The following is a 22033-nucleotide window of genomic DNA, read 5'->3' as shown; positions in this document are numbered from 1 at the left end:
CGCGTTCGCGCGGCGCGCCCCCTTCCGTCGTCCCCTTCCGTCGTCCCCGGCCGCCCGTCCTCAGTCGGTCGCGCAGTGGGTGCCCGCCTCCGGCAGCCGTCCGTCCACCAGGTAGGCGGCCACCGCGTCCCGGACGCAGCTGCTCCGGTAGTAGGCCATGTGCCCGTCGCCGTCCCGGGTGAGCAGCACGCCGTGCTCCAGCCCGCCGGCCAGCCGCTGCGCCCAGGCGTACGGGGTGACCGGGTCGCCGGTGGAGCCGATCACCAGGACCGGCGCGCTGCCCTGCGCCCGGACGGGCTGCGGCACCTCGGGCGAGCGGTACGGCCAGGCCCGGCAGTCCGGGACGAGCAGGGTGCCCGTCGGGTCGTGCCCGGTGGTCAGCGGGGCGCGGGCGGCGAGTTCGGCGAGGGCCGGGCGCAGTTCCGCGTCGGTGGGCGGCGGCGGACCGTCCGCGCAGGAGATGGCGGCGAAGGCGTCGGCCACGCTCTGGTAGCGGCCGTCCTCGCCGCGTCCGTAGACGCTGTCGGCGAGGGCGAGCAGGCTCTCCGCCTCGCCCCGGGTGACGGCCGGGTCGATGGCGTCGCGCAGCCCGGACCAGGACTGGTGGCCGTCGGCGAGCGCGTCCAGGACGGCGCCCCAGCCGAGCGCGGCGGTGAGCGTACGGCCGTCGGCGGTGCGCAGCGGGTGCTCGCGCAGGCCGTCGAGGAAGCGGGCGAGGCGCTGCGGGGCGGCGGCCGGGTCGGGGCCGAACGGGCAGGAGTCCCCGTCCTCGGTGGCGCAGTCGGCGGCGAAGGCCCGGAACCCGTCCTCGGCGGCGACGGCCTGTTCGATGCCGAGCCGGGCGGTGGGGACGCCGTGCTCGACGGCGCCGTCGAGGACGAGCCGGCCGGTGCGCTCGGGGAACTCCTCGGCGTAGCGGGCGCCGAGGTGGGTGCCGTAGGAGAAGCCGAGGAAGTCCAGGCGGCGTTCGCCGAGGGCGCCGCGCAGCACGTCGAGGTCGCGGGCGGTGTCGCGGGTGCCGAGGTGCGGGAGCAGGTCGGCGTGCCGGGCCTCGCAGGCCTCGGCGAGGACCCGGCCGCGGCCGTAGTCCGGGTCGTCGGTGGCGTCCCACTCGTCGCGCGTGGTGTCGTCCAGGCACTGGACCGGGACGGTGTCGCCGGTGCCGCGCGGGTCGAAGCCGACCAGGTCGTAGCGGTCGTGCAGCGGCCCCTGATAGTTCTTCCAGCCCCAACGGACCATCTTGACACCGGAGTTTCCGGGCCCTCCGGGGTTGAGCAGCAGGGCCCCGAGCCGGTGCTCGCGGTCCGCGGCGGGCACTTCGGTGACAGCGACGTCGATGGTGCGGCCGCCCGGATCGGCGTAGTCCAGCGGCACCTTGAGGGTGGCGCACCGCACGACGGCCGTGTCCGGGTCGGTGCCGTCGTCGCCGGGGCAGGGCTGCCAGTCGATGTGCTGGTCGTAGAGCGCGCGCAGGGCAGGTGTCGCGGTGGCGGCGACCCGCTCGTCCAGCGGAGGCCGGGCGGCGCCGCCCGTGCAGCCGCTCGACAGCGCGAGGGCGAGGACGGCGGCGAGGGCGGGCACGGCGCGCCCGGACGAGCGGGGGAACCGGGAAGTGATCGGGGGCACCGCCCACGAATACCATCCGACCTGCGTCCGAAGCACATCGCACCCGCCCCCGGCCGGGGTCAACGGTCCGTCAGCCGTCGCACTGCTGGAGCATGGCCTTCTTGTCGGCGTCGGTGACGGGCAGCTGGTACTTCAGCGAGACCTGGGCGAAGCGCACCGCGTAGGAGCAGCGGATCCCGGTGTCGGCGGGCAGCCAGGTGGCCGGGCCGGAGTCGCCCTTGGAGGCGTTCTGCGAGCCGTCGGCGGGGATCAGGTTGAGCGGGTCGTTGGCGATCTGGACGCGCTTGGCCTTGTCCCACTTGCTGGCGCCCATCTGCCAGTCGTAGGAGAGCGGCATCACGTGGTCGATCTGGATCTTGGAGGCCTGCTGCTTGGTCCACTGGACGCTCTTGCCGGTGTACGGGTCCCAGATGGTCATCGCGGTGACCGTGCAGTCCGAGCCGTCCTTGTGCTCGACGCCGGTGCCGTCCCGGGCGAGCAGGTCGTTGCGGGTGTCGCACTTGTTGCCGCCGAACGGGACGCCGTCGACGTTGTCCGTCCAGGCGGGGCCGAACTCGTTGCGGTCGTAGCCGTCCTTGGTGCCGACGGCGGCGGTGGCGACCTTGGCGATGACGTCCCGGCCGGCCTTCCGGTCCTCGGGGGTGGTCAGCGGCGCCAGGCCGGGCTTGGTGCCGTCCGGGTTCTGCAGCGGGCTGGTGCCGGTGGCCCCGGCGACAGCGCCGCCACCGGGCTTGGGGCCGGTCGACTTGTGGTCGCGGCCGCCGATCAGCCAGCCGACCAGCGCGAGCGCGCATATCAGGAACACGGTGGCGGCGGACAGGGTGGTGCGGCGGGCGGGCACGGAGAACTCCCGGGATCGGGGGCGGGGTGACGGCGAACCAGCAGATCAGCACCCCGAGAGCAGGTCAAGCCGACGCCACGGGCCGGCCCGGAGCATGTCGAAGCTCACACCCGCTCATGCCGCCCCGCCCCACCGGGGCGTTCAGCCGCCGATGGCCGACATCGGACGGTCGGGCCGGACGAACCGCGCGCTGCCGATGGCGTGCCCGGGCCCCTTGCCCGCCACCGCCACCCGCCAGGCCGCCTCGATCGCCGCGTCGTCCGCCCCACCGCGCAGCAGTGCCCGCAGGTCCGACTCCTCGGTCGCGAACAGACAGGCGCGCAGCTGCCCGTCGGCGGTCAGCCGCACCCGGTCGCAGCCACCGCAGAACGGCCGGGTGACGGAGGCGATCACCCCCACGACCGCGTCCGTGCCGGCGATCCGCCACTCCTCCGCCGGGGCGTTTCCGGGCCGGCCGACCGGCCGGAGGTCGAACCGCTCCCCCAGGCACTCCAGGATCTCCTCCGCCGTCACCATCGCCGAGCGTTCCCAGGCGCCTTGCGCGTCCAGCGGCATCGACTCGATGAAGCGCATCCGGTACCCGTGCGCGAGGGCGAAGGCGGTCAGCTCCACGATCTCGTCGTCGTTCACCCCGCGCACCGGCACCGCGTTCACCTTCACCGGCCCCAGCCCGGCCGCCTTCGCCGCCGCCAGCCCCGCGAGCACGTCACCGATGCGGTCCCGCCGGGTGATCGCCGCGAAACGCTCCGGGCGCAGCGTGTCCAGGCTGACGTTCACCCGCCCCAGCCCCGCCTCCCGCAGCCCGGCGGCCGTACGCGCCAGCCCGATCCCGTTCGTCGTCAGCGACAACTCCACGCCCAGCGCCGCGATCCGCCCGACCAGCCCGGTCAGCCCCCGCCGCAGCAGCGGCTCCCCGCCCGTCAGCCGCACCGAGCGCACCCCCAGCCGCTCCACCGCGATCCGCACCAGCCGCACGACCTCGTCGTCCCCCAGCACCTCGGCACGCGCGAGCCAGGCGGGCCCCTCCGCCGGCATGCAGTACGTGCAGCGCAGGTTGCAGCGATCGGTCAACGACACCCGCAGATCGGTGTGGACCCGGCCGAAGCGGTCCACCAGCGGGCGGGGCGCGGCCCCGGGTACGGGTGGGGGTGCGGTGTTCATCGCCCCAGTACAGGGGGCCCGGGCCAGGCCCGGCCAGCGGCCGAACCGCCGGGCCGCGGCCGCCGCGCGCGGCTTCCCCTTGTGGCTTCCCACAATGCGCGCCCCGGCCCCGACCGGGCAGGCTGGCCCCATGCAGACTGCGCCGACACCCGCCGGGCCGGGCCCGGTCGCCGCCCTGGTCCTGGCCGCCGGGGGCGGGCGGCGCCTGGGCGGGCGGCCCAAGGCCCTGCTCCGGTACGGGGGCCGGCCGCTGGTGGAGCACGCGGTGGCGGTGGTCCGGGCGGGCGGCTGCGCGGACGTCACGGTGGTGCTGGGCGCGCAGGGCGGGCGGGTGCGGGCCACCGCGCACCTGCCGGGCTGCCGGCTGGTCGGCAATCCGGACTGGGCGCAGGGCATGGGCTCCTCGCTGCGGGCCGGCCTGGCCGCCCTGCCGCCGCACGCCACGGCGGCGCTGGTGATGCTGGTGGACACCCCGGGCGTCACCCCGGCCGCGGTGGCCCGGCTGCTGGCCGCCCACCGGGCGGGCGCCGAACTGGCCGCGGCGGCCTACGGCGGGCGGCGCGGGCACCCGGTGCTGATCGGCGCCCGGCACTTCGCCGAGGCGGCGGCGGGCGCCCGCGGCGACGCCGGGGCCCGCGCCCTGCTGACGGCGCACGCGGCGGAGCTCGTCCTGGTCGAGTGCGCCGACGTCGCCGCCCCGGACGACCTCGACACCCCCGCCGACCTGGCCCGCTGGTCCGCCGGGTGAACGTCCCGGTCCGGCCCGCCGGACATCCCCCTCGGGGAGGATTCCGCCCCCACCCGAGCGGGCAGGATTCCCTGATCCGTCCCTGAGGATTGCCTCATTCCGCGCCCGGCGCCGGACATTTCGGGGAGCATGGGAAACGTCCCACCCACCCGCCCCCGACGGACGGAGCCCGCGATGGCCGGACTGCCCGACGACTTCACCGGACACGACCCCACGCGGCCGGGGCCGGGCGGTGGCGCCCGGGCGATCCGCTGCCCCGCCTGCCGCCGCGAGCACCTCTACGAACCGCCCTCCCTGCCCTGCCCGTGCGGGGCCTCGCTCAAGGTGCCGCTGCTGCGCGGCGGGGTGCCGGTGCAGGTGCGCTTCCGGTCCTGGGAGGACTCCTGGCTGAGCATGCGCTGCCCGCACTGCGGCCGCTCCGACCAGTGGCCGCAGCCCGAGTTCACCTGCAACTGCGGCGCGACCGTCCGGCTGCCGGTGGACCGCGCCACCCGGCTGGGCGGCGGCACGGCCGCCCCGCTCGCCGCCCCCGGCCCGCAGGCCGCCCGCCCGTACCCGGCCCACCCGATGAACGCGCCCGCCCCGGCCCCGCCCGCACCTCCCTCGGCCGGCCGCCCCCGCCCGTTCCGCCACCGCGCGCCGTTCCGCCCCCATCCGGTGCGCACCTCGCAGGACGCGGTGTTCACCGCCGCCCGCTACCTGGAGTGGCTGGGCTTCGACGACCTGGAGCTGACCGAGGCCCAGGAGCGCGACGGGGTCACCCTGCTCGGCGGCCGGATGGTCGCCCAGGTGGACACCTGGACCGAGCCCGCCGACGTGAAGTCGGTCGAGTGCCTCTGGCTGCAGACCCTGCACGCCGAGGAGATGGCCGCCGCGATGTTCACCCTCGCGGGTTATTCGCACCAGGCCACCGTGCGCGGCGAACAGCTGCTGGTCGCCCTGTTCAGCCTGGACCTGGCGGGTGTGCCGCAGCCCGCGAACGGCGCCGCCGAGGCCCTGATGGAGACCGGCTGGACCTCCTGACCCACCGGGCGGCCCGCCGGGCCGCCCCCACCTCCGCCCCCACCTCCCCCTCCCGTGTCTCCTCCGGCGTCTCCTCCCGTGCGCACCCCTAGATCATTTTTCCTCCAAAAGCAACAACCTTCGCTCGTGATCTGGTGCACAAGCTCACCCCCGTGTTGAATTGCGGCCACAGCGCGGGCCTTTCGCCCTGTCGTCGCCATGCGTGCGGGTCGTGGCGGCAGGGCCTCAGGGGCAGGTCCGCGCGCTTGCCGGATGGCGCACACAAGGAGGTGGCGTTGTCGGAGCACGGATGGAACCCGAGCGGCCCGGAGGAGCGGGGGCGGGCGGCAGCGGAGGAGCCGGGCGACACCGTGTGGCGGCTGAGGTCCCGGGGGTGCTGGCAGGAGGCCGCCGAACTGCTGCGGCCGCCCGCCGAGCACGACCCGGAAGCGGCCCTGGGGCGGGCCGAACTCCTCATCGAGCAGTGCCTGTTCACCGCGGCGCACTGGACCCAGGCGGAACAGGCGCTGCGCCTGGCGGAGGCACTGGCCTCCGGCACCGAGCAGCGCGCGGCCGCCGCCTGCGCCCGCGGCTTCCTCGCGTACGTGGCGAGCGTGCTCGGCCCACGGGACCGGCTGGACGAGGCGCAGGCCGCCCTCGGCCGCACCTCGGCGCTGCTGCCGCCGGACGCCCCGGGCCGCCCGCTGCTGGACTTCCGGCGCGGACTGGTGGCCGAGAACCTGCTGCGCGACCGCAGCGCCGCGTGGATCGCCTATCGCCGGGCGCACGAGGGCGCCGGCGAGCGCGGGGACGAACTGCTGCGCTCGTACACCTGGCGGCACCTGGCCGCGCTGGCGCTCTCGCGCGGGGACCGCGGGAACGCCCGGGAGGGCTTCGAGGCCTCTCTGCGGCTGCGCGAGCAACTCGGCTTCACGGTGGGGGTGGCGCCGGCGCTCGCGGCGCTCGCCGAGGTGTCCGAGCCGCCCGAGGCCGCGCGGCTGCGGGCCGAGGCTGCCCGGCTGGTGGCCGGCCTGGGCGGGGTGCCGGTCTGGCTCGCGCGCCAGTTGGCCGCCTCCCGCGCGCCGGGGCCTCCCTCGGACGGGCGCATCGCGAGCGAGACCGGAGGAACAATCAGCTAAGGTGAGGCTAACCTGGCCGGGGGGAGCAGTACCCCGGCCAGGTCGCCTTGCCGTTCCCCGGGCACCGCCATGCCCCGGTCCGGCCGCGTCCGACGGGCCCGTGCCGCCGGGCACCGCCGGGCGGACCATGGGCGCCCCGGTCGACCCGATGGGGCCGCCCATGACCGCGAGCAGCACCCGGCCCGGCCCCACGCCGCGGGTCCCCCGCACCACCGGGACGCGCACCGCCGTCCCCGCCCCCGCTTCCACCACCCCGGGCGCCCCCTCGTACCACCGGCTGTCCGGACTCACCCCCGTTCTGACGGTGCGCTGCGCCCCGCCCCGGCGCCGCGACGGCTGGCTGCCCGCCGCCGACCTCACCACCCGCCCCGAGGCGGTGCGCGAGCTGATCGCCCACGACGCCCGGCGGGGCCTCACCCGCTACGGGCAGCCGCTGCGCCCGGACGTCGCGGCCGGCTTCGGACTGCACCGCTTCGTCTGGCCGGTCTCGCTGCTGTTCACGCTGCCGTGGTTCCTGGAGCGGCGCGTCCCGCTGCTCGCCCTGCGGGACGTCGCGCTGCGCAGGCGCCCCGACGCGGTCGAACTGACCGTCCGCGCGGCGGAGTTCGCCTGCCTGCCGGAGGACCGGGCGGCCGGCTCCGGGCAGGCCCGGACGGTGCCGGACGAGCCGGCGCTGGCCGCCGCCCTGCGGTCCGCCCTGGGCGCCTTCCTGGCCCCGGTGCTCACCGCCTTCGGCCCGGAGGCCCGGCGCGGACCCCGGGTGCTCTGGGCGATGGCGACCGACGCGGTGGTGGAGGGGCTCTGGTACGCGGGCGGGCTGCTCGGGGAGCAGGAGCGGGCGCGCACCGAACTGACCGCGCTGCTGGCGCCCGGCGGGGCCCTCGACCCCGCGCGCACGCCCGGCGCGGACGACCGTCCCGCCCCGGCCCCGGCCCCCTTCACCCCGGGCGCCGGTTTCGCGCCCCCGGCGCCCGGAGCGGAGGGCGCCCCGCCCCCGGACCGGTCCCGGGCCAGCTGCTGCCTCGTCTACACCGCCGATCCGAGGGACATGTGCGGCGGCTGCCCGCGCGTCACGCGGCGTTGACGAAAAGCCGTTCGACATCGGGTTCGAAAAGCCCGCCATTCCTGGAAAAACCCACGTCGCATTCCTATGACCATGCGATGGTCACCGGGTCAGAAATCCCTCTCCTCAGCGCATTGACGGCGAATCGGCCATTCCTCCGCGCGAAATCCGCCATGATGGTCCCCGCCATCACGGCGCAGAAAAGCGACGCAGGAAAGCGAGGCCGGTTCCGGCGATGAAATTGTCCGACATACCGCTCGGATGGGCGATCACCGCGGTCGTGGGGCTGCTGGTCAGCGCACTCCTGGCGGCCCTGCTCCGCAGCCGGGGGGCCACCTCCTCCACCGCCGGCCCCGATTCCTGGGAACGTTCCGAGGAACGGCGCCGCCGCAAGGAATCCCTGTACGGCGGCGCCTCCTACACCCTGTTGTTCTGCTGCGCCGGCGTCGCGGCCGCGCTCTCCTTCCACGGCCTGGTCGGCTTCGGCGTACAGAACCTCGGCCTGTCCGGCGGCTGGGAGTACCTCGTCCCGTTCGGGCTCGACGGCGCCGCGATGTTCTGCTCGGTACTCGCCGTCCGCGAGGCCAGCCACGGCGACGCGGCGCTCGGCTCCCGGCTGCTCGTCTGGCTCTTCGCCGGCGCCTCGGCCTGGTTCAACTGGGTGCACGCCCCGCGCGGACTGACCCACGCCGGCGCCCCGCAGTTCTTCTCCGGCATGTCCCTCTCGGCGGCGATCCTCTTCGACCGGGCGCTCAAGCAGACCCGCCGGGCCGCGCTGCGCGAACAGGGCCTGGTCCCCCGCCCGCTGCCGCAGATCCGCATCGTCCGCTGGCTGCGCGCCCCGCGCGAGACCTACGCGGCCTGGTCGCTGATGCTGCTGGAGAACGTCCGCAGCCTGGACGAGGCGGTCGACGAGGTGCGCGAGGACAGGCGGGAGCGCACCGTAGAGAAGCAGCGCCGCAAGCTGGCGGGGCGCCGGGAACGGGCCGAGATCCGGGCGATCAACCGCTCCAACAGCGCCTGGCGGCGCGTCGGCGGTGCGACGGCACGGCGGCTGGAGTCCGGCCCGGAGCCCGCCGTGGCCGCCGTGGCCCCCGGCGCGGGGCGTCCCGGGGTGGAACGGGCCGCCGCGGAGCGGGTCCGGGCCGAGCGTCCCGGGATGGAGCGGGCCGCCGCGCCGCGCGAGGTGGAGCCGGCCGAGGGCGCGGTCGTCCAGCCGGGCCTGCCGGCGCGTCCGGAGCGGCGCACCATCGACCTCACCATGGAGGAGGACACCGTCACCCTGCCCCGGCTGGACTCGCTGGAACGCAAACTGAAGGACCTGGAGCAGCAGTTCGGCTGATCCCCTCGGGCCCGGCCCCCGGGCGGCGCGCCGCCTCCCCGGGGAGCCGGAACCGGACGGGGGGTCAGGCCGCTGCCGCCGCCGTCCCGCTGAGTTCGAACCACATCCGCTTGCCGGTGCCGCGCGGCTCCACACCCCAGGAGTCCGCGAGCGCCTCCACCAGCATCAGCCCGCGCCCGGAGGAGGCCTGCTCCCCCGGCGTCCGGCGGGTCGGCCAGAGGTCCGACTCGTCCTCCACCTCGACCCGCAGCCGGGCCCGGCCGCCGTCCGCCTCCGGCTCCCGGTAGAGCCGGGCGGTGAACATGGCGTCCCGGTCGGTGTGCCGGATGGCGTTGGTGACCAGCTCGGAGGAGAGCAGCTCGGCGGTGTCGATGAACTCGGCCACGCCCCAGCGGCGCAGCGCGTCGCGCAGCTCGGCCCGCACCTCGGCCACCCGCGCCAGGTCGGCCTGGCCGATCCGGCGGCGCAGCTGCTGGGCGGTCAGGCCGCCGGCCGGGCCGTCCCAGCGCAGGAGCAGCAGCGCTATGTCGTCCTCGCGCTCGCTGGAGTCGGCGGCCTGGGAGGCGATCCGGTCGGCCAGCTCCTCCAGCGGGTCGCGGGCGGCCTGCGCGGCGTCCGGCAGCGGGCGGGCGAGCGCCCGGGTGAGCCGGGCGACGCCCTCGTCCAGGTCCATGCCGCGCGCCTCGACCAGGCCGTCCGTGCAGAGCAGCACGGTCTCGCCCGGGTCCAGGCTGAACCGGGTGACCCGGTACTCCTGGTCCGGGTCGATGCCCAGCGGCAGCCCGCCGGCCACCGGCACCACGGCGGCGGTGCCGTCCGCGCGGCGCACCACCGGGTCGAGGTGGCCGGCCCGGACGGCGTAGACCACGCCGTAGTCCACGTTGACCTCGGCGTAGGCGCAGGTCGCGAAGTGGTCGGTGTCGAGATCGGCGAGGAAGCGCGAGGCACGGGCCATCACGGCGGCGGGCGGGTGGCCCTCGGCAGCGTAGGCCCGCAGCGCGATCCGCAGCTGGCCCATGATCCCGGCGGCGTGCACGTCGTGCCCCTGGACGTCGCCGATCACCAGGCCGACGTGTCCACCGGGCAGCGGCACCACGTCGTACCAGTCGCCGCCGATCTGGAGGCCGGAGCCGGCCGCGAGGTAGCGCACCGCCGTGGTCACGCCCGGAACGGACGGGACGGTGCGCGGCAGCATCACCCGCTGGAGGCCGGCCGCCAGCTCGTGCTCGGCGTCGTGCAGCCGGGCCCTGGCCAGCGACTGGGCGACCAGCCCGCCCAGGGTGGTGAGCAGGGTGCGCTCGTCCGCGTCGAGCTCGCGCTCGTCGTCGAAGCTGACCACGCACACGCCGATCGCCCGGCCGCTGGCCACCAGCGGCAGGTACGCCCAGGAACCCCGGCCGGTGCGGCTGGTCGGCTCCCACACCTCGGGGTAGCCCTCGCGGAACTCCTCGCGGGTCGAGACGAAGACCGGCGTACGGTGGCGCAGCGCCTCGGCCGCCGGGTGCCCGGGCGGCAGCACGGTGCGGTCCCAGACCGCCAGCGTGTCGGCGCGGTAGCCGGAGGCCCCGAGGATCTGCGCCCGGCCGGCCTCGAAGGAGGCCAGCACCAGGCCGTCCGGCGGCAGCCCGGGCAGCGGCAGCTCGGTGAACACCCGGGCCACGTCACGCACGGTGACGGCTTCGGAGAGGGCGCGCGCCGCCTCCTTGATGAACCGGGAGCGGTCCTCGCGCAGCAGGGCCATCCGGTCGGCGTGGTCCCGCTTGTGCAGCTCGACGGTGGCGTCCCAGACGAAGCCGACCATCCGGGAGGCCCGGCCGAAGGCGTCGGCGAGCACCCGGCCGCGGAAGCGCACCGCGCGCATGCCGCCCTTCGCCCCGACCGTGCGGTAGTAGGCGCCGCACTGGCCCAGCTCGGCCACCGCGCGCTCGACCCGGCGGCGCACCACGGGCGCGTCCTCGGGGTGCAGCAGGGCCAGGAAGGAGGCGGCGGTGCGGTCGAAGCGACCCTGCTCCAGGACGTCCAGTCCGACGATCGTGCAGGCCCGCTGGTCGCCCTCCAGGACGTCGCGGCGGATGTCCCAGTCGAAGGAGCCGATGCCGTTGGCCGCCATCGCGGGCTCCAGCCAGTCCGGCATGGTGTCCGCGGAGGACGGCGGCAGTCCGCCCGACAGCACGGGCGCCAGCCGGGCGGCGGCGAGGCTCGGCGACGGGCGCACCGCGGAGCCGCGGCGCGTGGACTGGGCGGGCGGCCGGGCCCGGCCGGTCCCGGTGGTGGTGGCGCCGGCGACGGGCTGCCCGGCAGTGCGCGGCTCCGGGGCGCCCGGCTGCTCGGCGACGCGCGGCTCGACGGCCCGCTGTCCGACCGCTCGCGGCCTGGCGGCTCTCGGGTCGGCGGTGCGCGGCTCCACGCTTCGCGGTTCCACGGTTCGCGGCTCGACGGCGGGCGCCGCGCCGGGAGGAAGTGCCGGCCCCGGCGACTCGGGCTCAGTGGGCATGCTGCTCCTGCCGCTGCCGTGGCGGACCGCGCCGACCGTCCGGACGGGCCGCATGGCGGTGTGATGGGTCGTGCTGGATAGGACGGTGCGACGGACGGTGGCCAGTCGAGGTTCGGTCTCCCCGCTGCTTCCCGCACGTGGACACACATTCCCACCATCCTGGCCAATGTTCGGCCGAGCGGCAATGCCAACGGGCCGGAAACCTTCCGTTCCGCCTTCTGTTCCGGGCTTCCTTCGACAGCGAATCAATCGACGGCGAACAATCGTACGACCCCGGCGGCGGGCCCGGTAGCGACCCTGGCGGCGACCCCGGTGACGGGCCCGGTGACAGGCCCGGGGCCGTCGGGCCGTGGCCGCGCCGACGCCGAGACCGAGACCGGCGCCGATGCCGGTGCCGATGCCGGTGCCGATGCCGAGAGACTGTGCCGGCGCCGGGGCCGGGATCAGGGCGTGGCGAGTTCGAACCAGGTGACCTTGCCGTCGCCGCGCAGCTGTACGCCCCAGGAGTCCGCGAGCGCCTCCACCAGCAGCAGGCCGCGCCCCGAGGTCGCGTACTCGGCCTCCGGATCGCGGCGGCGCCCGGGAAGTCTGCTGGTGCCGTCCTGCACCTCGATCCGCAGCCGGTGGTCCGAGTCGAGCACCGCGTCGAACACCGCGCCCTTGCCCGTGTGCAGCAGCGCGTTGGTGACCAGCTCGGAGGAGAGCAGCTCGGCGGTGTCGGACAGCTCCGGCACCCCCCAGTGGCTCAGCGCCGAACGCAGCCGCCGCCGGACCGCGCCCACCCCGACGAGGTCCGCCGGGTCGAGCGTGAGGTGCAACCGCCGGTGCAGGGCACAACCCGGAGCCGGTGCACCCGGCAGGGTCGTCCCGGCGCTGCCGGTCGGCCCCTGGACCGGCCCGGACCGGTAGGCGTCGCCGGAACTCGTCCGCTGCCGCGGGAATCGCGACTGACCGTCCATCAACCCATGCCCCCGCCCTGAAATCCGGGCCCCCGCCTCCGGATCCCCCGCCGGCCGGGTGGCCCCCTCGTTCTGACCACTCATCCTCATGCCCAGTTGACGGCGTTTGCAACAGTGTGCGTCCGATCACGTGGGGTGAAAGGGGCACGGGGTGGTTCGCGTGATCCAACTGCCCGCGCCGGACAGGTTTGCGAAGCGCAGAGGCGATTTTCGAGGGCGCCATCACCCGATCCCGCGCACACCCGGCGCCCGTACGGACCGTGCGCCCGACCGCGCGCCCCCGCCCCGCCACCGCCGCGCGCCGACCCGGGCGCCGACCCGGGCGGCGGGTCCGGGCGGCGGGTCCGGGCGGCGGGTCCGGGCGGCGGTCCGCGGACCCTCCCGGCCCGCCGCCCCCGTCCCGTCCCTCACCCCCATCCCCCGCCCAGCAAGCCGAACCCCCGCGGAGCGGCAACGCTGGACAGGGCGGCCCGGTGCGGGTTCAATGACCCGAGATGTTTGAACGACGTTCTAACATTGCCCCTGGCGGCCCCCAGACCCCCGAGCCGACCCCCTCCCCGGCGACCGCGAGCGAGGAACCGTGCGACTGACCCCCACCGAGCGGGACCGGCTGCTGATCTTCACAGCAGCCGAGCTGGCCCGCGCCCGCCGCGCCCGGGGCGTGCGCCTCAACATCCCCGAGGCCACCGCCCTCATCGCGGACGCCGTCTGCGAGGCCGCCCGCGACGGCCGGCGCCTGGCCGAGGCCATCGAAGCCGGCCGCTCCGTGCTGACCGCCGACGACGTCCTGCCCGGCGTGCCGGACGTGGTCACCGTCGTCCAGGTCGAGGCCGTCTTCGAGGACGGCACCCGCCTCGCCGTCGTCAACGACCCGTTCAAGGGCGCCGGCTCCCTCGGCGACGAGGCCCCCGGCGGCACGCTGATCGGCGACGGAGCCGGCTACGACCCGATCGAGGAGACGCTGCTGCTCCCCGTGCACAACACCTCCGCGGTACCGATCTCGGTCACCTCGCACTTCCACTTCTTCGAGGCCAACCCGCGGCTGGCCTTCGACCGCGCCGCCGCCTACGGCACCCACCTGGCCGTGCCGGCCGGCTCCTCGGTGCGCTTCGACCCCGGCGCCACCGTCGAGGTCGGCCTGGTACCGATCGGCGGCGGGCGGGTCGCGATCGGTTTCGCGGGGCTCGTGGACGGCCCGCTGGACGCGCCCGGCGCGAAGGAGGCCGCCCTGGCGAAGGCCCGCGCCACCGGCTACCTCACCCACTTCGACGACGCGGAGGTCGAGTCGTGACGTCCATCACCCCGCACGACTACATCTCGGTGCACGGCCCACGCGCCGGGGACCGGGTCCGGCTCGGCGACAGCGGACTGATCGTCCGCGTGGAGTCCGACTCCCAGGCGCCCGGCGACGAGTTCCTGGCCGGCTTCGGCAAGACCGCCCGCGACGGCCTGCACCTCAAGCCCGCCGCGGTCCGGGACACCTGCGACGTCGTGATCAGCAACGTGCTGGTGATCGACGCGATCCAGGGCATCCGCAAGACCTCGATCGGCCTGATCGGCGGCCGGATCGCCTCGATCGGGCGGGCCGGCAACCCGGACACCCTGGACGGCGTGGACGTGGTCGTCGGCACCGGCACCACGATCGTCTCCGGCGAGGGCATGATCGCCACCGCCGGCGCCGTCGACACCCACGTCCACCTGCTCTCGCCGCGGATCATGGAGGCCTCGCTGGCCTCCGGCGTCACCACCGTCATCGGCCAGGAGTTCGGCCCGGTCTGGGGCGTCGGCGTCAACTCGCCCTGGGCGCTGCGCCACGCCTTCAACGCGTTCGACGCCTGGCCCGTCAACATCGGCTTCCTGGGCCGCGGTTCGTCCTCCGACGAGGCCCCGCTGATCGAGGCGCTGGCCGAGGGCGGGGCGTCCGGCTTCAAGGTGCACGAGGACATGGGCGCGCACACCCGCGCCCTGGACACGGCGCTGCGGGTCGCCGAGGAGTACGACGTCCAGGTCGCCCTGCACACCGACGGGTTGAACGAGTGCCTGTCGGTCGAGGACACCCTGAAGGTGCTGGAGGGCCGGACCATCCACGCCTTCCACATCGAGGGCTGCGGCGGCGGACACGTCCCCAACGTACTCAAGATGGCCGGCGTGCCGAACGTCATCGGCTCCTCCACCAACCCGACGCTGCCGTTCGGCCGCGACGCCCTCGGCGAACACTTCGGCATGATCGTCTCCGCGCACGACCTCAAGGTCGACCTGCCCGGCGACGCCGCGATGGCCCGCGACCGCATCCGGGCCGGCACCATGGGCGCCGAGGACGTCCTGCACGACCTCGGGGTCATCGGCATCACCTCCTCCGACGCCCAGGGCATGGGCCGGGCCGGCGAGACGGTGCGCCGCACCTTCGCCATGGCCGGCAAGATGAAGGCCGAACTCGGCCCGCTCGACGGCACCGGCTCGTACGGCACGACGGAGAGCGGCGACGACAACGAGCGCGTGCTGCGCTACATCGCCAAGCTCACCATCAACCCGGCCATCGCCCACGGCCTCTCCCACGAGGTCGGCTCCATCGAGATCGGCAAGCTCGCCGACATCGTGCTGTGGCGCCCGGACCACTTCGGCGCCAAGCCGCAGCTGGTCCTCAAGGCCGGATTCCCCGCGTACGGCGTCACCGGCGACCCCAACGCCTCCACCGACCGCTGCGAACCGCTCGTCCTGGGGCCGCAGTTCGGCGCCCACGGCGCGACCGCCGCCGACATCTCGGTGGCCTTCGTGGCCCAGGCCGCCGCCGACGGCGCGTACCTCGACCGGGCCGCCGACGGGCTGCCCACCCGCCGCCGCAGAGTCGGCGTCCGGGGCACCCGCGGCATCGGACCGCGCGACATGGTGCGCAACACCCGCATCGGCCACGTCGAGGTCACCGAGACCGGGCTGGTCTCGCTCGACGGCTCGCCGCTGCGCTCCGAACCCGCGGACAGCGTCTCGCTCAGCCGCCTCTACTTCCTCTGACCCCCCGCCAAGGCCCCAGACTCTTGAGGACTCGATGATGACCACCCCCACGCCCGCCGCCCTCGGCTACCGGATGCCCGCCGAGTGGCACCCGCACGAGCGGACCTGGATGGCCTTCCCCACCACCAACCCCACCTTCGACGGCCCCGAGCAGCTGCACGCCGCCCGCCAGGCCTGGGCCGCCGTCGCCGACACCATCGTCGGGTACGAGCCGGTGACGCTGATCGTCAACACCGGTGAGACCGAGGAGGCCCGCAAGTACGTCTCCGAGCGGGTCGACATCGTCGAGCGCCCGCTGAACGACGCGTGGATGCGCGACATCGGCCCGTCCTTCCTGATCGACGGCAAGGGCTCGCTGGCCGCCGCCGACTGGATCTTCAACGGCTGGGGCGCGCAGTCCTGGGCCCGCTGGGACAAGGACCAGCACATCGCCGAGCACATCGGCGAGCTGACCGGGGTGCAGCGCTTCGCCTCCCGGCTGATCAACGAGGGCGGCGGCATCCACGTCGACGGCGACGGAACGGTGCTGGTCACCGAGACCGTCCAGCTCGGCGAGGGCCGCAACGCCGACTGGACCAAGGAGGAGGTCGAGGCCGAGCTGCACGCCTTCCTCGGCACCACCAAGGCGATCTGGCTGCCGCGCGGACTCACCCGCGACTACGACGAGTTCGGCACCCGCGGACACATCGACATCGTCGCCTCCTTCGTGCGCCCCGGCGTCGTGGTCGCCCACGTCCAGCCCGACCCCTCGCACCCGGACCACGAGGTCTGCCGCGAACTGGTCGCCGTGCTGCGCGCCTCGACCGACGCCCGGGGCCGGCCGCTGGAGGTCGTCGAACTGCCCGCCCCCACCGTCCTGCTGGACGAGGACGGCGAGCCGGTCGACTACTCCTACATCAACCACTACGTGGCCAACGGCGCGGTCGTCCTGTGCGCCTTCGACGACCCGCGCGACCAGGAGGCCGCCGCCATCCTCGCCGAGGCCTACCCGGGCCGCACCGTCGAACTCGTCGACGCCCGCGAGATCTTCGCGAACGGCGGCGGCATCCACTGCATCACCCAGCAGCAGCCGAAGGCGCTCTGACGCCCCGTCCGGGCGGGGGCCCCGCGCCCCCGCCCGGACGGCTTCCGAAGCCCCGTTCCACCGAGGAGACCCGCACATGGCCGACCCCCGCCCGCGCCGGCCGGCCCGCCCCCGCGAGGAGGTCTTCGCCACTGCCCGGGCCGCGATCGCCGAACACGGGCTCGCCGGACTCACCATGGCCGGGCTCGGCAAGCAGCTCCAGATGAGTGCCGGGCACCTGCTCTACTACTTCGGCAGCAAGGACCAGCTGCTGCTGGAAACCCTGCGCTGGAGCGAGGAGCAGCTCGGCGCCCGCCGCCGCGAGGCCCTCGCCGACCGCACCCTCGACCCCTGGCAGCGCCTCGACGCCTACCTGCGCCTCTACCTGCCGGAGGGCGCGGGCGACCCGCGCTGGATCCTCTGGGTCGAGGTGTGGGGCCGCTCCCCCGCGAGCGCCGAGATCCGCCAGGGCCAGCAGGAGATCGAGGCCCCCTGGCAGGCCGACCTGGTCGCCCTCATCGAGGAGGGCGCCGCCGCCGGCCACTTCACTCCCGGCCCCGCCGCCGACCGCGCCCTGCAGATCCGCGCCCTGCTCGACGGCCTCGCCGTCCCCATCGCCATCGGCCTCCCCGACGCCCACCGCCCCGCTGCCCTCACCCAGGCCACCGCCGTCACCGGCATCCTCCTGCGCACCTGAACCCTGCCCGCGCGAGAAGTCGGCCTGGCCGACTTCTCACGCACAAGCCCGGCCGGCCAGCCGGCCGGGCGGCCATCGAAGAGGCTCGGGGGCAGCCCCGCGCACAGGAAGTCGATCAGGCCGACTTCCTGCGCACCACCTCGATGGAGCGAGCAGAGAATATGCAGACCGGTCTACAGATTTAACGGGAGCACAGCCGACGCATGCGCCCCCACGCGTGCGCGAGAAGTCGGACAGACCGACTTCTCGCGCACAAGCCCAGTCGGTCAGCCGGCCCGGCGGCCATCGAAGAGGCCCCTGGGGCAGCCCCGCGCACAGGAAGTCGACCCGGCCGACTTCCTGCGCACCACCTCGGTCGGGCGAGCAGAGAATATGCAGACCGGTCTACAGACTCGGCCCCGGCGCGGCCGGTGCCGTGGTGCCTGCGCACGCGCATCCGGCGCGCGAGAAGTCGGCCGGGTCGACTTCTCGCGCGCGGGGCGGGGGTGGGGCCGGATTGGGTCTTCGGGCGGGTTGGGGTCGGGGGGTGGTGCGGGGTCACTCGGTCCAGATGGCGGCGGCCGTGCGGTCGTCGGCGTAGCCCTTGGCGCGGACCTGGACCTGGCGGAGGAAATCGACGGTGCCCGGCGGGTGGGGGTGGGCCCAGTGGGTGGAGAGGAAGTGCGCGACGGCCGGCTCGTCGGCGATGGGCCGGGCGAGGCCCGGGGTGCACAGGAGGAGGATGTCGCCCGGCGTCGCGGGGACGAGCCGGAAGCGGAACGGGCGCGGGCCGGGCACCGGGCCCTCGGGGAGCGGCGGCTGACCGTCCGGGTGGTGCAGCAGCCGGGCCGCGTAGGCATCGATCCAGTGGCCCGAGCGCAGCAGGTAGAGCCCGCCCGGACCGACGCCGAAGGCCGCGCGGTAGCCGGCCTCCGGGTCCAGCGACACCATCAGGCAGTGCAACGACGCCGGGGACGGGGTGTCGTCCCCCTCCGGCTGCGGCGCCAGGGCGCGCAGCGGGGCGGCCGCACCGGTGGCCAGGCGCTGAAGGCCGTAGCGGAGCCGGTCGCGGGCACCGTCGCGCAGGTCCGCGGCCAGGCCGGCCCGGCTGCGCCCGATCGCGGCGGCGAGCTGGTGGCACGCCTCCCCGCTCGCGGCCGCGATCGCCCCCGGGGTGACCGTCTCCTCCTCCGCGGCTCCGCCCGTACGGTCGAAGCCGCCGAGGACCGCGAGCAGCAGCCCGTCCGGGCCCTCGCCGAACCGGGTGACCAGCAGGGAGTCGCGGCGCGGCTCACCCCGGTAGCGCGCGGAGTCGCCCCGAACGGAGGCGGCGCGCAGGACGGACGGACCGTACTGGGCGCCGTCCAGCACCGTGTCCGGGACGAGCGCGCGCAGTGCGTTCGGGTCCGCCTCGGGTACGGCCGTCGGCTCGGGTCCGTAGGTCGGGGGGCGCTCGCCGACGTGCGGGACCGCGGCGCCGCCGTCGGCGAGCGGTGCGCGGACGGCCAGGCGGGGGTCGGGGACGGCGGCGGTCTGGGCCACGGGCTCCGGGTCGGGTTCCGAGGCGTGGACGGGTTCGGGCTCGGGAGCGGGAGCGGGAGCGGGAGCGGGAGCGGGAGCGGGAGCGGGAGCGGGAGCGGAGGCGGAGGCGGAGGCGGGGGCGGGCGGCTCGGACTTCTCCGCCTCCACCAGCGGCACCGGTTCCTCGGGGTGCTCGGGCTGCTCGGCAACGGCGGGTACGGGGTTCGGCTGCGCCGGTTCGGGGGCGGGCGGCGCCGGTTCGGGGGCCGGCGGCGGGGTGGGCTTCTCCAGCGAGACCGGGTCCGGGTCCGGGACCTGCTCGGGTTCCGGCTCGGGGTCGAGCTCGGGTGCCGGTTCCGGTTCCGGTTCGGGTTCCGGATCGGGTGCGGGTTCCGGATCCTGCGTGCGCGCCGCCCTCGGTGCGTCGTCGGCGAAGTCGGGGGCCGGGAACCGGTGGGTCTCCGGAGAGGTCCGCTGACGCCCGATCCCCTCTGCTCCGCCGATCACGCCGACCGCGGTGTCGAACCAGTCGTCGATGCTGTCCCGGCCCGCCGAGCGCTCCGAGCCCTCAGAACCCGCCGCGCCGTCGGGCTCCCCGCAAGCCGCTACGGCCGCGTCCGCCTCCGGCTCGAACTCCGGCTCGGGCTCCGGTTCCGGTTCCGGTTCCGGTTCCGCCGAGCGCTGCTGCCCGATGAGCCCGGCCGCCGTGTCGAACCAGTCGTCCACGCTGCCGTCCCCCGGGTCGGCGTGCGGGGTGTCCGGGAGGGTGCCCGTCGGGCCGTCGTAGACGGCGTCCCACCAACCGTCGTCCGGCCGGTGCGGCTGTGCGGGTGCACCCTGCTTGCTCATCTGGCGGCTCCTGGTCGTTCCGTGGTCGCGCCGCCCCCGGCGGGCCGGGCTGACGACATTGTTCTCCACCTGCGACGACCCTGTCCGGGTTTCGGCGACAACCGGTCACCCACCGGAACATCCCGGCCACCGCGCTCACCAGGCGGTTCACCGGGCCGTCCGCGGTGGCGTCGCCCGGTCGTCCGCTCCCGTTCCGTCCGTGCTTGCCGGATGTGTCCGGAGCAGGGCGTTTCCTGGCCATCCGGGTGTGCGGGCCCCCGAAAATGAGGGCCGATGGGGGGCATCGCATCACTCGTTCGGCTGATTAAATGTGCGCATGACCGCGTCGGCCCCCAGTTCGCCCCGACCGGGGAGGGCCGCATCCGCGGGCCGCCCGGCAGGTGGGCTGTTGGTCCTGCTGCTCGTCACGCTGTTGACGCTGCTGCCCTGCGCGGGCCAGTCGAAGGCGGTGGACGGCTCCGGCCAACCGGCGCCGCACGCGGCCCCGGTCAGCGCCGTCACCGTCGTCAGCGTGGTCAGTGTCCAGGTCGCCACCGGGCACTCCTCCTACACCGGTCACGCCGCGAAGGTCACCGAGTCCGCGAAGTCCTCGGACCACCACCGGACGGCCGAGGAGCAGGGGCACTGGATCCTCTGCACCGCCGACGGCCAGCCGCCGCGCAACAACGGCTGCTCCAGCCATCCGTACTGCTCGCAGGACGCCCAGCTGCCGAACCCGCCGCCGCAGCCGCAACCCGCCGTGTCACCGCTGACCCCGGCCGCGCCCGAGGCGCTGCCCCGGGTGGTGCCCACCGGTCTGCTCGACGGCGCGCACCCGGTGCCCGATCTGCACGAACTCCAGGTCCACCGGTCCTGAGTGGAACCCACCGCCGGCGCAGCCGCCGACGGATCCGTTTCTCCTCTCACACCAGCTGACCGCCGCCACCGACCGGTGCGGCGGGGACAAGGACGACCACCATGGGTTCCGCCTCCAAGCAGTCCAACAAGCCCGGCGGCAAGCAGGACGGCCTCGACCGCCGCGCCCGGATCGCCGAGCTGCGCGCCGCCGAGCAGCGCCGCGACCGCCGCAACAAGATCGTCGCCTCGGTGGCGGCCGGCGTGCTGGTGATCGGTGCGATCGCCACCGGCACCTGGATCGTCATGGACCAGAACCAGAAGAAGAAGGACAAGGAGACCGCCGCCAACGCGGACATCCCTGGCGTGAAGACCTTCGGCGAGCTGAGCCGCACCCACGTCAAGGACAAGGTCACCTACCCGATGACCCCGCCGGTCGGCGGCGACCACAACGCGATCTGGCTGGACTGCATGGGCCACGTCTACGACCAGCCGGTCGAGAACGAGCGCGCCGTCCACTCGCTGGAGCACGGCGCCGTCTGGGTGACGTACAACGGCAAGGCCACGCCGGACGACGTCAAGACCCTCTCCGACCGGGTCAAGAAGACCCCGTACTCGCTGATGAGCCCGTACCCGGACGAGCAGGGCACCATCACCCTGAACGCCTGGAGCACCCAGCTGACCGTGGACAGCGCCAGCGACCCGCGGGTGGAGCAGTTCTTCACCAAGTACGTCCAGGGCAAGCAGACCCAGGAGCCGGGCGCCTCCTGCACCATGGGGCAGATGTGACCGCCGACGCGGGCCGCCCCGGCGAAGCCGTGACGGCGGACAGCGCGGGCGCCGTGGACGCCGTGGACGCCGTGGACGCCGCGGCGGACGGCGTCCAGGAAGTGGGGGCCCCGCGCCGCCGCCGCATGTGGTGGCCGGCCGCGCTGGCCGCCACGGTGGCGCTGGCGCTCGGGGTGCCGGCCCTGGTGGCGAGCGGGACCTCGGCGTCCGGCTCGTCCACGCTGTCCGTCCCCGCGAACGACTCCCCCGAGGCCGGGTTCGCCCGCGACATGGCGACCCACCACCAGCAGGCCGTGGACCTGTCGTTCGTCGTCCGGGACCGCACCGCCGACGAGCCGACCCGCACCCTGGCCTTCGACATCATCAACACCCAGGCCAACCAGCGCGGGATGATGATGGGCTGGCTCGACCAGTGGGGGCTGCCCCAGCACTCGACCGCCACGCCGATGGCGTGGATGAAGATGGGCCACGAGTACCAGGCCCACGACGGTTCGCTGATGCCGGGCATGGCCACCAACACCCAGATCGCGAAGCTGCGCACGCTCAGCGGGCGGGACGCCGAGGTGTACTACCTCCAGCTGATGATCGAGCACCACAAGGGCGGCGTCGAGATGGCCCAGGGCTACGTCGACAAGGCCCGGAACGATGCCGAGAAGCGGCTCGCGCAGTCGATGGTGGTCGCCCAGACCTCCGAGCTCCAGCTGATGACCGACATGCTCAAGGAGCGCGGCGCCGAGCCCGGCGTGCCCGCCTCCTGAGTGCTCGTTCCGCGGGCTCGCCCTGCGGCTCGTACGTGTCCCTCGGGTCCGGGTGTCCCCGGGTCCCACAGGTCCCGTACGTCCTGTACGCCCCGCAGGTTCCGCGTGTCCCCGGACGGCCGGGGCGCCGGCGGGGACGGTCCCGTACCGTCCCCGCCG

The 22033-nt window shown here is 75.1% G+C and carries 18 protein-coding genes; 12 read left to right on the top strand and 6 right to left on the bottom strand.

Going from position 1 to position 22033, the window contains the following annotated elements; all coding sequences use genetic code 11:
• Positions 1 to 60: 60 nt before the first annotated feature.
• From ACFVVA_RS34960 to moaA, 3 genes are all read right to left on the bottom strand, one after another.
• Positions 61 to 1626, bottom strand: a complete 1566-nt coding sequence (locus ACFVVA_RS34960; protein WP_387694762.1) for an alpha/beta hydrolase — start codon at positions 1624 to 1626, stop codon at positions 61 to 63.
• A 70-nt stretch (positions 1627 to 1696) separates the two neighbouring features.
• Positions 1697 to 2467 (bottom strand): HNH endonuclease family protein, encoded by a 771-nt coding sequence (locus ACFVVA_RS34955; protein ID WP_387694761.1) that lies wholly within the window; start codon positions 2465 to 2467, stop codon positions 1697 to 1699.
• A gap of 141 nt (positions 2468 to 2608) precedes the next feature.
• Positions 2609 to 3628 carry a GTP 3',8-cyclase MoaA gene (moaA, locus tag ACFVVA_RS34950; RefSeq protein WP_387694760.1) on the bottom strand — a complete coding sequence of 340 codons (1020 nt, stop codon included), beginning with the start codon at positions 3626 to 3628 and terminating at the stop codon, positions 2609 to 2611.
• A gap of 130 nt (positions 3629 to 3758) precedes the next feature.
• On the opposite strand from moaA, the gene ACFVVA_RS34945 reads away from it, so the two are divergent.
• The 5 genes from ACFVVA_RS34945 to ACFVVA_RS34925 all read left to right on the top strand — a co-directional run bounded on the left by ACFVVA_RS34945 (position 3759) and on the right by ACFVVA_RS34925 (position 8922).
• Positions 3759 to 4376 (top strand): nucleotidyltransferase family protein, encoded by a 618-nt coding sequence (locus ACFVVA_RS34945; protein ID WP_359908002.1) that lies wholly within the window; start codon positions 3759 to 3761, stop codon positions 4374 to 4376.
• 174 nt (positions 4377 to 4550) lie between these two features.
• Positions 4551 to 5399, top strand: coding sequence for a hypothetical protein (locus ACFVVA_RS34940; RefSeq protein ID WP_387694759.1), 849 nt, complete (start codon positions 4551 to 4553; stop codon positions 5397 to 5399).
• Positions 5400 to 5674: 275 nt separating this feature from the next.
• Positions 5675 to 6517: a hypothetical protein gene (locus ACFVVA_RS34935; RefSeq protein WP_387694758.1), complete on the top strand. Its 843-nt coding sequence runs from the start codon at positions 5675 to 5677 to the stop codon at positions 6515 to 6517.
• 160 nt (positions 6518 to 6677) lie between these two features.
• Complete coding sequence (locus ACFVVA_RS34930) at positions 6678 to 7601, top strand: (2Fe-2S)-binding protein (protein ID WP_387694757.1); 924 nt, start codon at positions 6678 to 6680, stop codon at positions 7599 to 7601.
• A 214-nt stretch (positions 7602 to 7815) separates the two neighbouring features.
• On the top strand, positions 7816 to 8922 hold the full coding sequence (locus ACFVVA_RS34925; RefSeq protein ID WP_387694756.1) for a DUF2637 domain-containing protein: 1107 nt from the start codon (positions 7816 to 7818) through the stop codon (positions 8920 to 8922).
• A gap of 64 nt (positions 8923 to 8986) precedes the next feature.
• On the opposite strand, the gene ACFVVA_RS34920 is transcribed toward ACFVVA_RS34925, so the two are convergent.
• A complete protein-coding gene (locus tag ACFVVA_RS34920; protein WP_387694755.1) occupies positions 8987 to 11416 on the bottom strand; it encodes a SpoIIE family protein phosphatase in 2430 nt (809 codons plus the stop codon).
• Between the two features lie 443 nt (positions 11417 to 11859).
• A complete protein-coding gene (locus ACFVVA_RS34915; RefSeq protein WP_380547894.1) occupies positions 11860 to 12234 on the bottom strand; it encodes an ATP-binding protein in 375 nt (124 codons plus the stop codon).
• Positions 12235 to 12955: 721 nt separating this feature from the next.
• On the opposite strand from ACFVVA_RS34915, the gene ACFVVA_RS34910 reads away from it, so the two are divergent.
• The 4 genes from ACFVVA_RS34910 (at position 12956) to ACFVVA_RS34895 (ending at position 17144) form a co-directional block, all read left to right on the top strand.
• Entirely contained in the window at positions 12956 to 13666 is a 711-nt protein-coding gene (locus tag ACFVVA_RS34910) for an urease subunit gamma (RefSeq protein ID WP_387694754.1), read from the top strand.
• Positions 13663 to 15384: an urease subunit alpha gene (locus tag ACFVVA_RS34905; protein WP_387694753.1), complete on the top strand. Its 1722-nt coding sequence runs from the start codon at positions 13663 to 13665 to the stop codon at positions 15382 to 15384. Before ACFVVA_RS34910 ends, ACFVVA_RS34905 begins: the two co-directional genes overlap by 4 nt.
• Positions 15385 to 15418: 34 nt before the next feature.
• Positions 15419 to 16468, top strand: coding sequence for an agmatine/peptidylarginine deiminase (locus ACFVVA_RS34900; RefSeq protein WP_387694752.1), 1050 nt, complete (start codon positions 15419 to 15421; stop codon positions 16466 to 16468).
• 76 nt (positions 16469 to 16544) lie between these two features.
• The gene (locus ACFVVA_RS34895; protein ID WP_387694751.1) at positions 16545 to 17144 is read left to right on the top strand and encodes a TetR/AcrR family transcriptional regulator; all 600 of its coding nucleotides are present in this window, start codon (positions 16545 to 16547) and stop codon (positions 17142 to 17144) included.
• 537 nt (positions 17145 to 17681) lie between these two features.
• On the opposite strand, the gene ACFVVA_RS34890 is transcribed toward ACFVVA_RS34895, so the two are convergent.
• On the bottom strand, positions 17682 to 19493 hold the full coding sequence (locus tag ACFVVA_RS34890) for a hypothetical protein (protein ID WP_387694750.1): 1812 nt from the start codon (positions 19491 to 19493) through the stop codon (positions 17682 to 17684).
• 388 nt (positions 19494 to 19881) lie between these two features.
• On the opposite strand from ACFVVA_RS34890, the gene ACFVVA_RS34885 reads away from it, so the two are divergent.
• From ACFVVA_RS34885 to ACFVVA_RS34875, 3 genes are all read left to right on the top strand, one after another.
• On the top strand, positions 19882 to 20349 hold the full coding sequence (locus tag ACFVVA_RS34885; RefSeq protein WP_387694749.1) for a hypothetical protein: 468 nt from the start codon (positions 19882 to 19884) through the stop codon (positions 20347 to 20349).
• Between the two features lie 101 nt (positions 20350 to 20450).
• Positions 20451 to 21116 carry a DUF3105 domain-containing protein gene (locus ACFVVA_RS34880; RefSeq protein WP_359908032.1) on the top strand — a complete coding sequence of 222 codons (666 nt, stop codon included), beginning with the start codon at positions 20451 to 20453 and terminating at the stop codon, positions 21114 to 21116.
• Between the two features lie 125 nt (positions 21117 to 21241).
• Positions 21242 to 21874, top strand: coding sequence for a DUF305 domain-containing protein (locus ACFVVA_RS34875; protein WP_387694796.1), 633 nt, complete (start codon positions 21242 to 21244; stop codon positions 21872 to 21874).
• Positions 21875 to 22033: the final 159 nt, after the last annotated feature.

Source organism: Kitasatospora sp. NPDC058048 (assembly GCF_042885555.1).
Lineage (GTDB): Bacteria > Actinomycetota > Actinomycetes > Streptomycetales > Streptomycetaceae > Kitasatospora > Kitasatospora lactacystinica.
The sequence above is the reverse complement of the archived record's forward strand: the minus strand, read 5'-3'. Positions and strand labels throughout refer to the sequence as shown.

Coding starts and splice junctions, on each gene's coding strand:
- moaA (WP_387694760.1), bottom strand. CDS start 3,628: ATGAACACCGCACCCCCACCCGTACCCGGGGCCGCGCCCCGCCCGCTG.
- ACFVVA_RS34945 (WP_359908002.1), top strand. CDS start 3,759: ATGCAGACTGCGCCGACACCCGCCGGGCCGGGCCCGGTCGCCGCCCTG.
- ACFVVA_RS34940 (WP_387694759.1), top strand. CDS start 4,551: ATGGCCGGACTGCCCGACGACTTCACCGGACACGACCCCACGCGGCCG.
- ACFVVA_RS34930 (WP_387694757.1), top strand. CDS start 6,678: ATGACCGCGAGCAGCACCCGGCCCGGCCCCACGCCGCGGGTCCCCCGC.
- ACFVVA_RS34925 (WP_387694756.1), top strand. CDS start 7,816: ATGAAATTGTCCGACATACCGCTCGGATGGGCGATCACCGCGGTCGTG.
- ACFVVA_RS34920 (WP_387694755.1), bottom strand. CDS start 11,416: ATGCCCACTGAGCCCGAGTCGCCGGGGCCGGCACTTCCTCCCGGCGCG.
- ACFVVA_RS34900 (WP_387694752.1), top strand. CDS start 15,419: ATGATGACCACCCCCACGCCCGCCGCCCTCGGCTACCGGATGCCCGCC.
- ACFVVA_RS34895 (WP_387694751.1), top strand. CDS start 16,545: ATGGCCGACCCCCGCCCGCGCCGGCCGGCCCGCCCCCGCGAGGAGGTC.
- ACFVVA_RS34890 (WP_387694750.1), bottom strand. CDS start 19,493: ATGAGCAAGCAGGGTGCACCCGCACAGCCGCACCGGCCGGACGACGGT.
- ACFVVA_RS34880 (WP_359908032.1), top strand. CDS start 20,451: ATGGGTTCCGCCTCCAAGCAGTCCAACAAGCCCGGCGGCAAGCAGGAC.
- ACFVVA_RS34875 (WP_387694796.1), top strand. CDS start 21,242: ATGTGGTGGCCGGCCGCGCTGGCCGCCACGGTGGCGCTGGCGCTCGGG.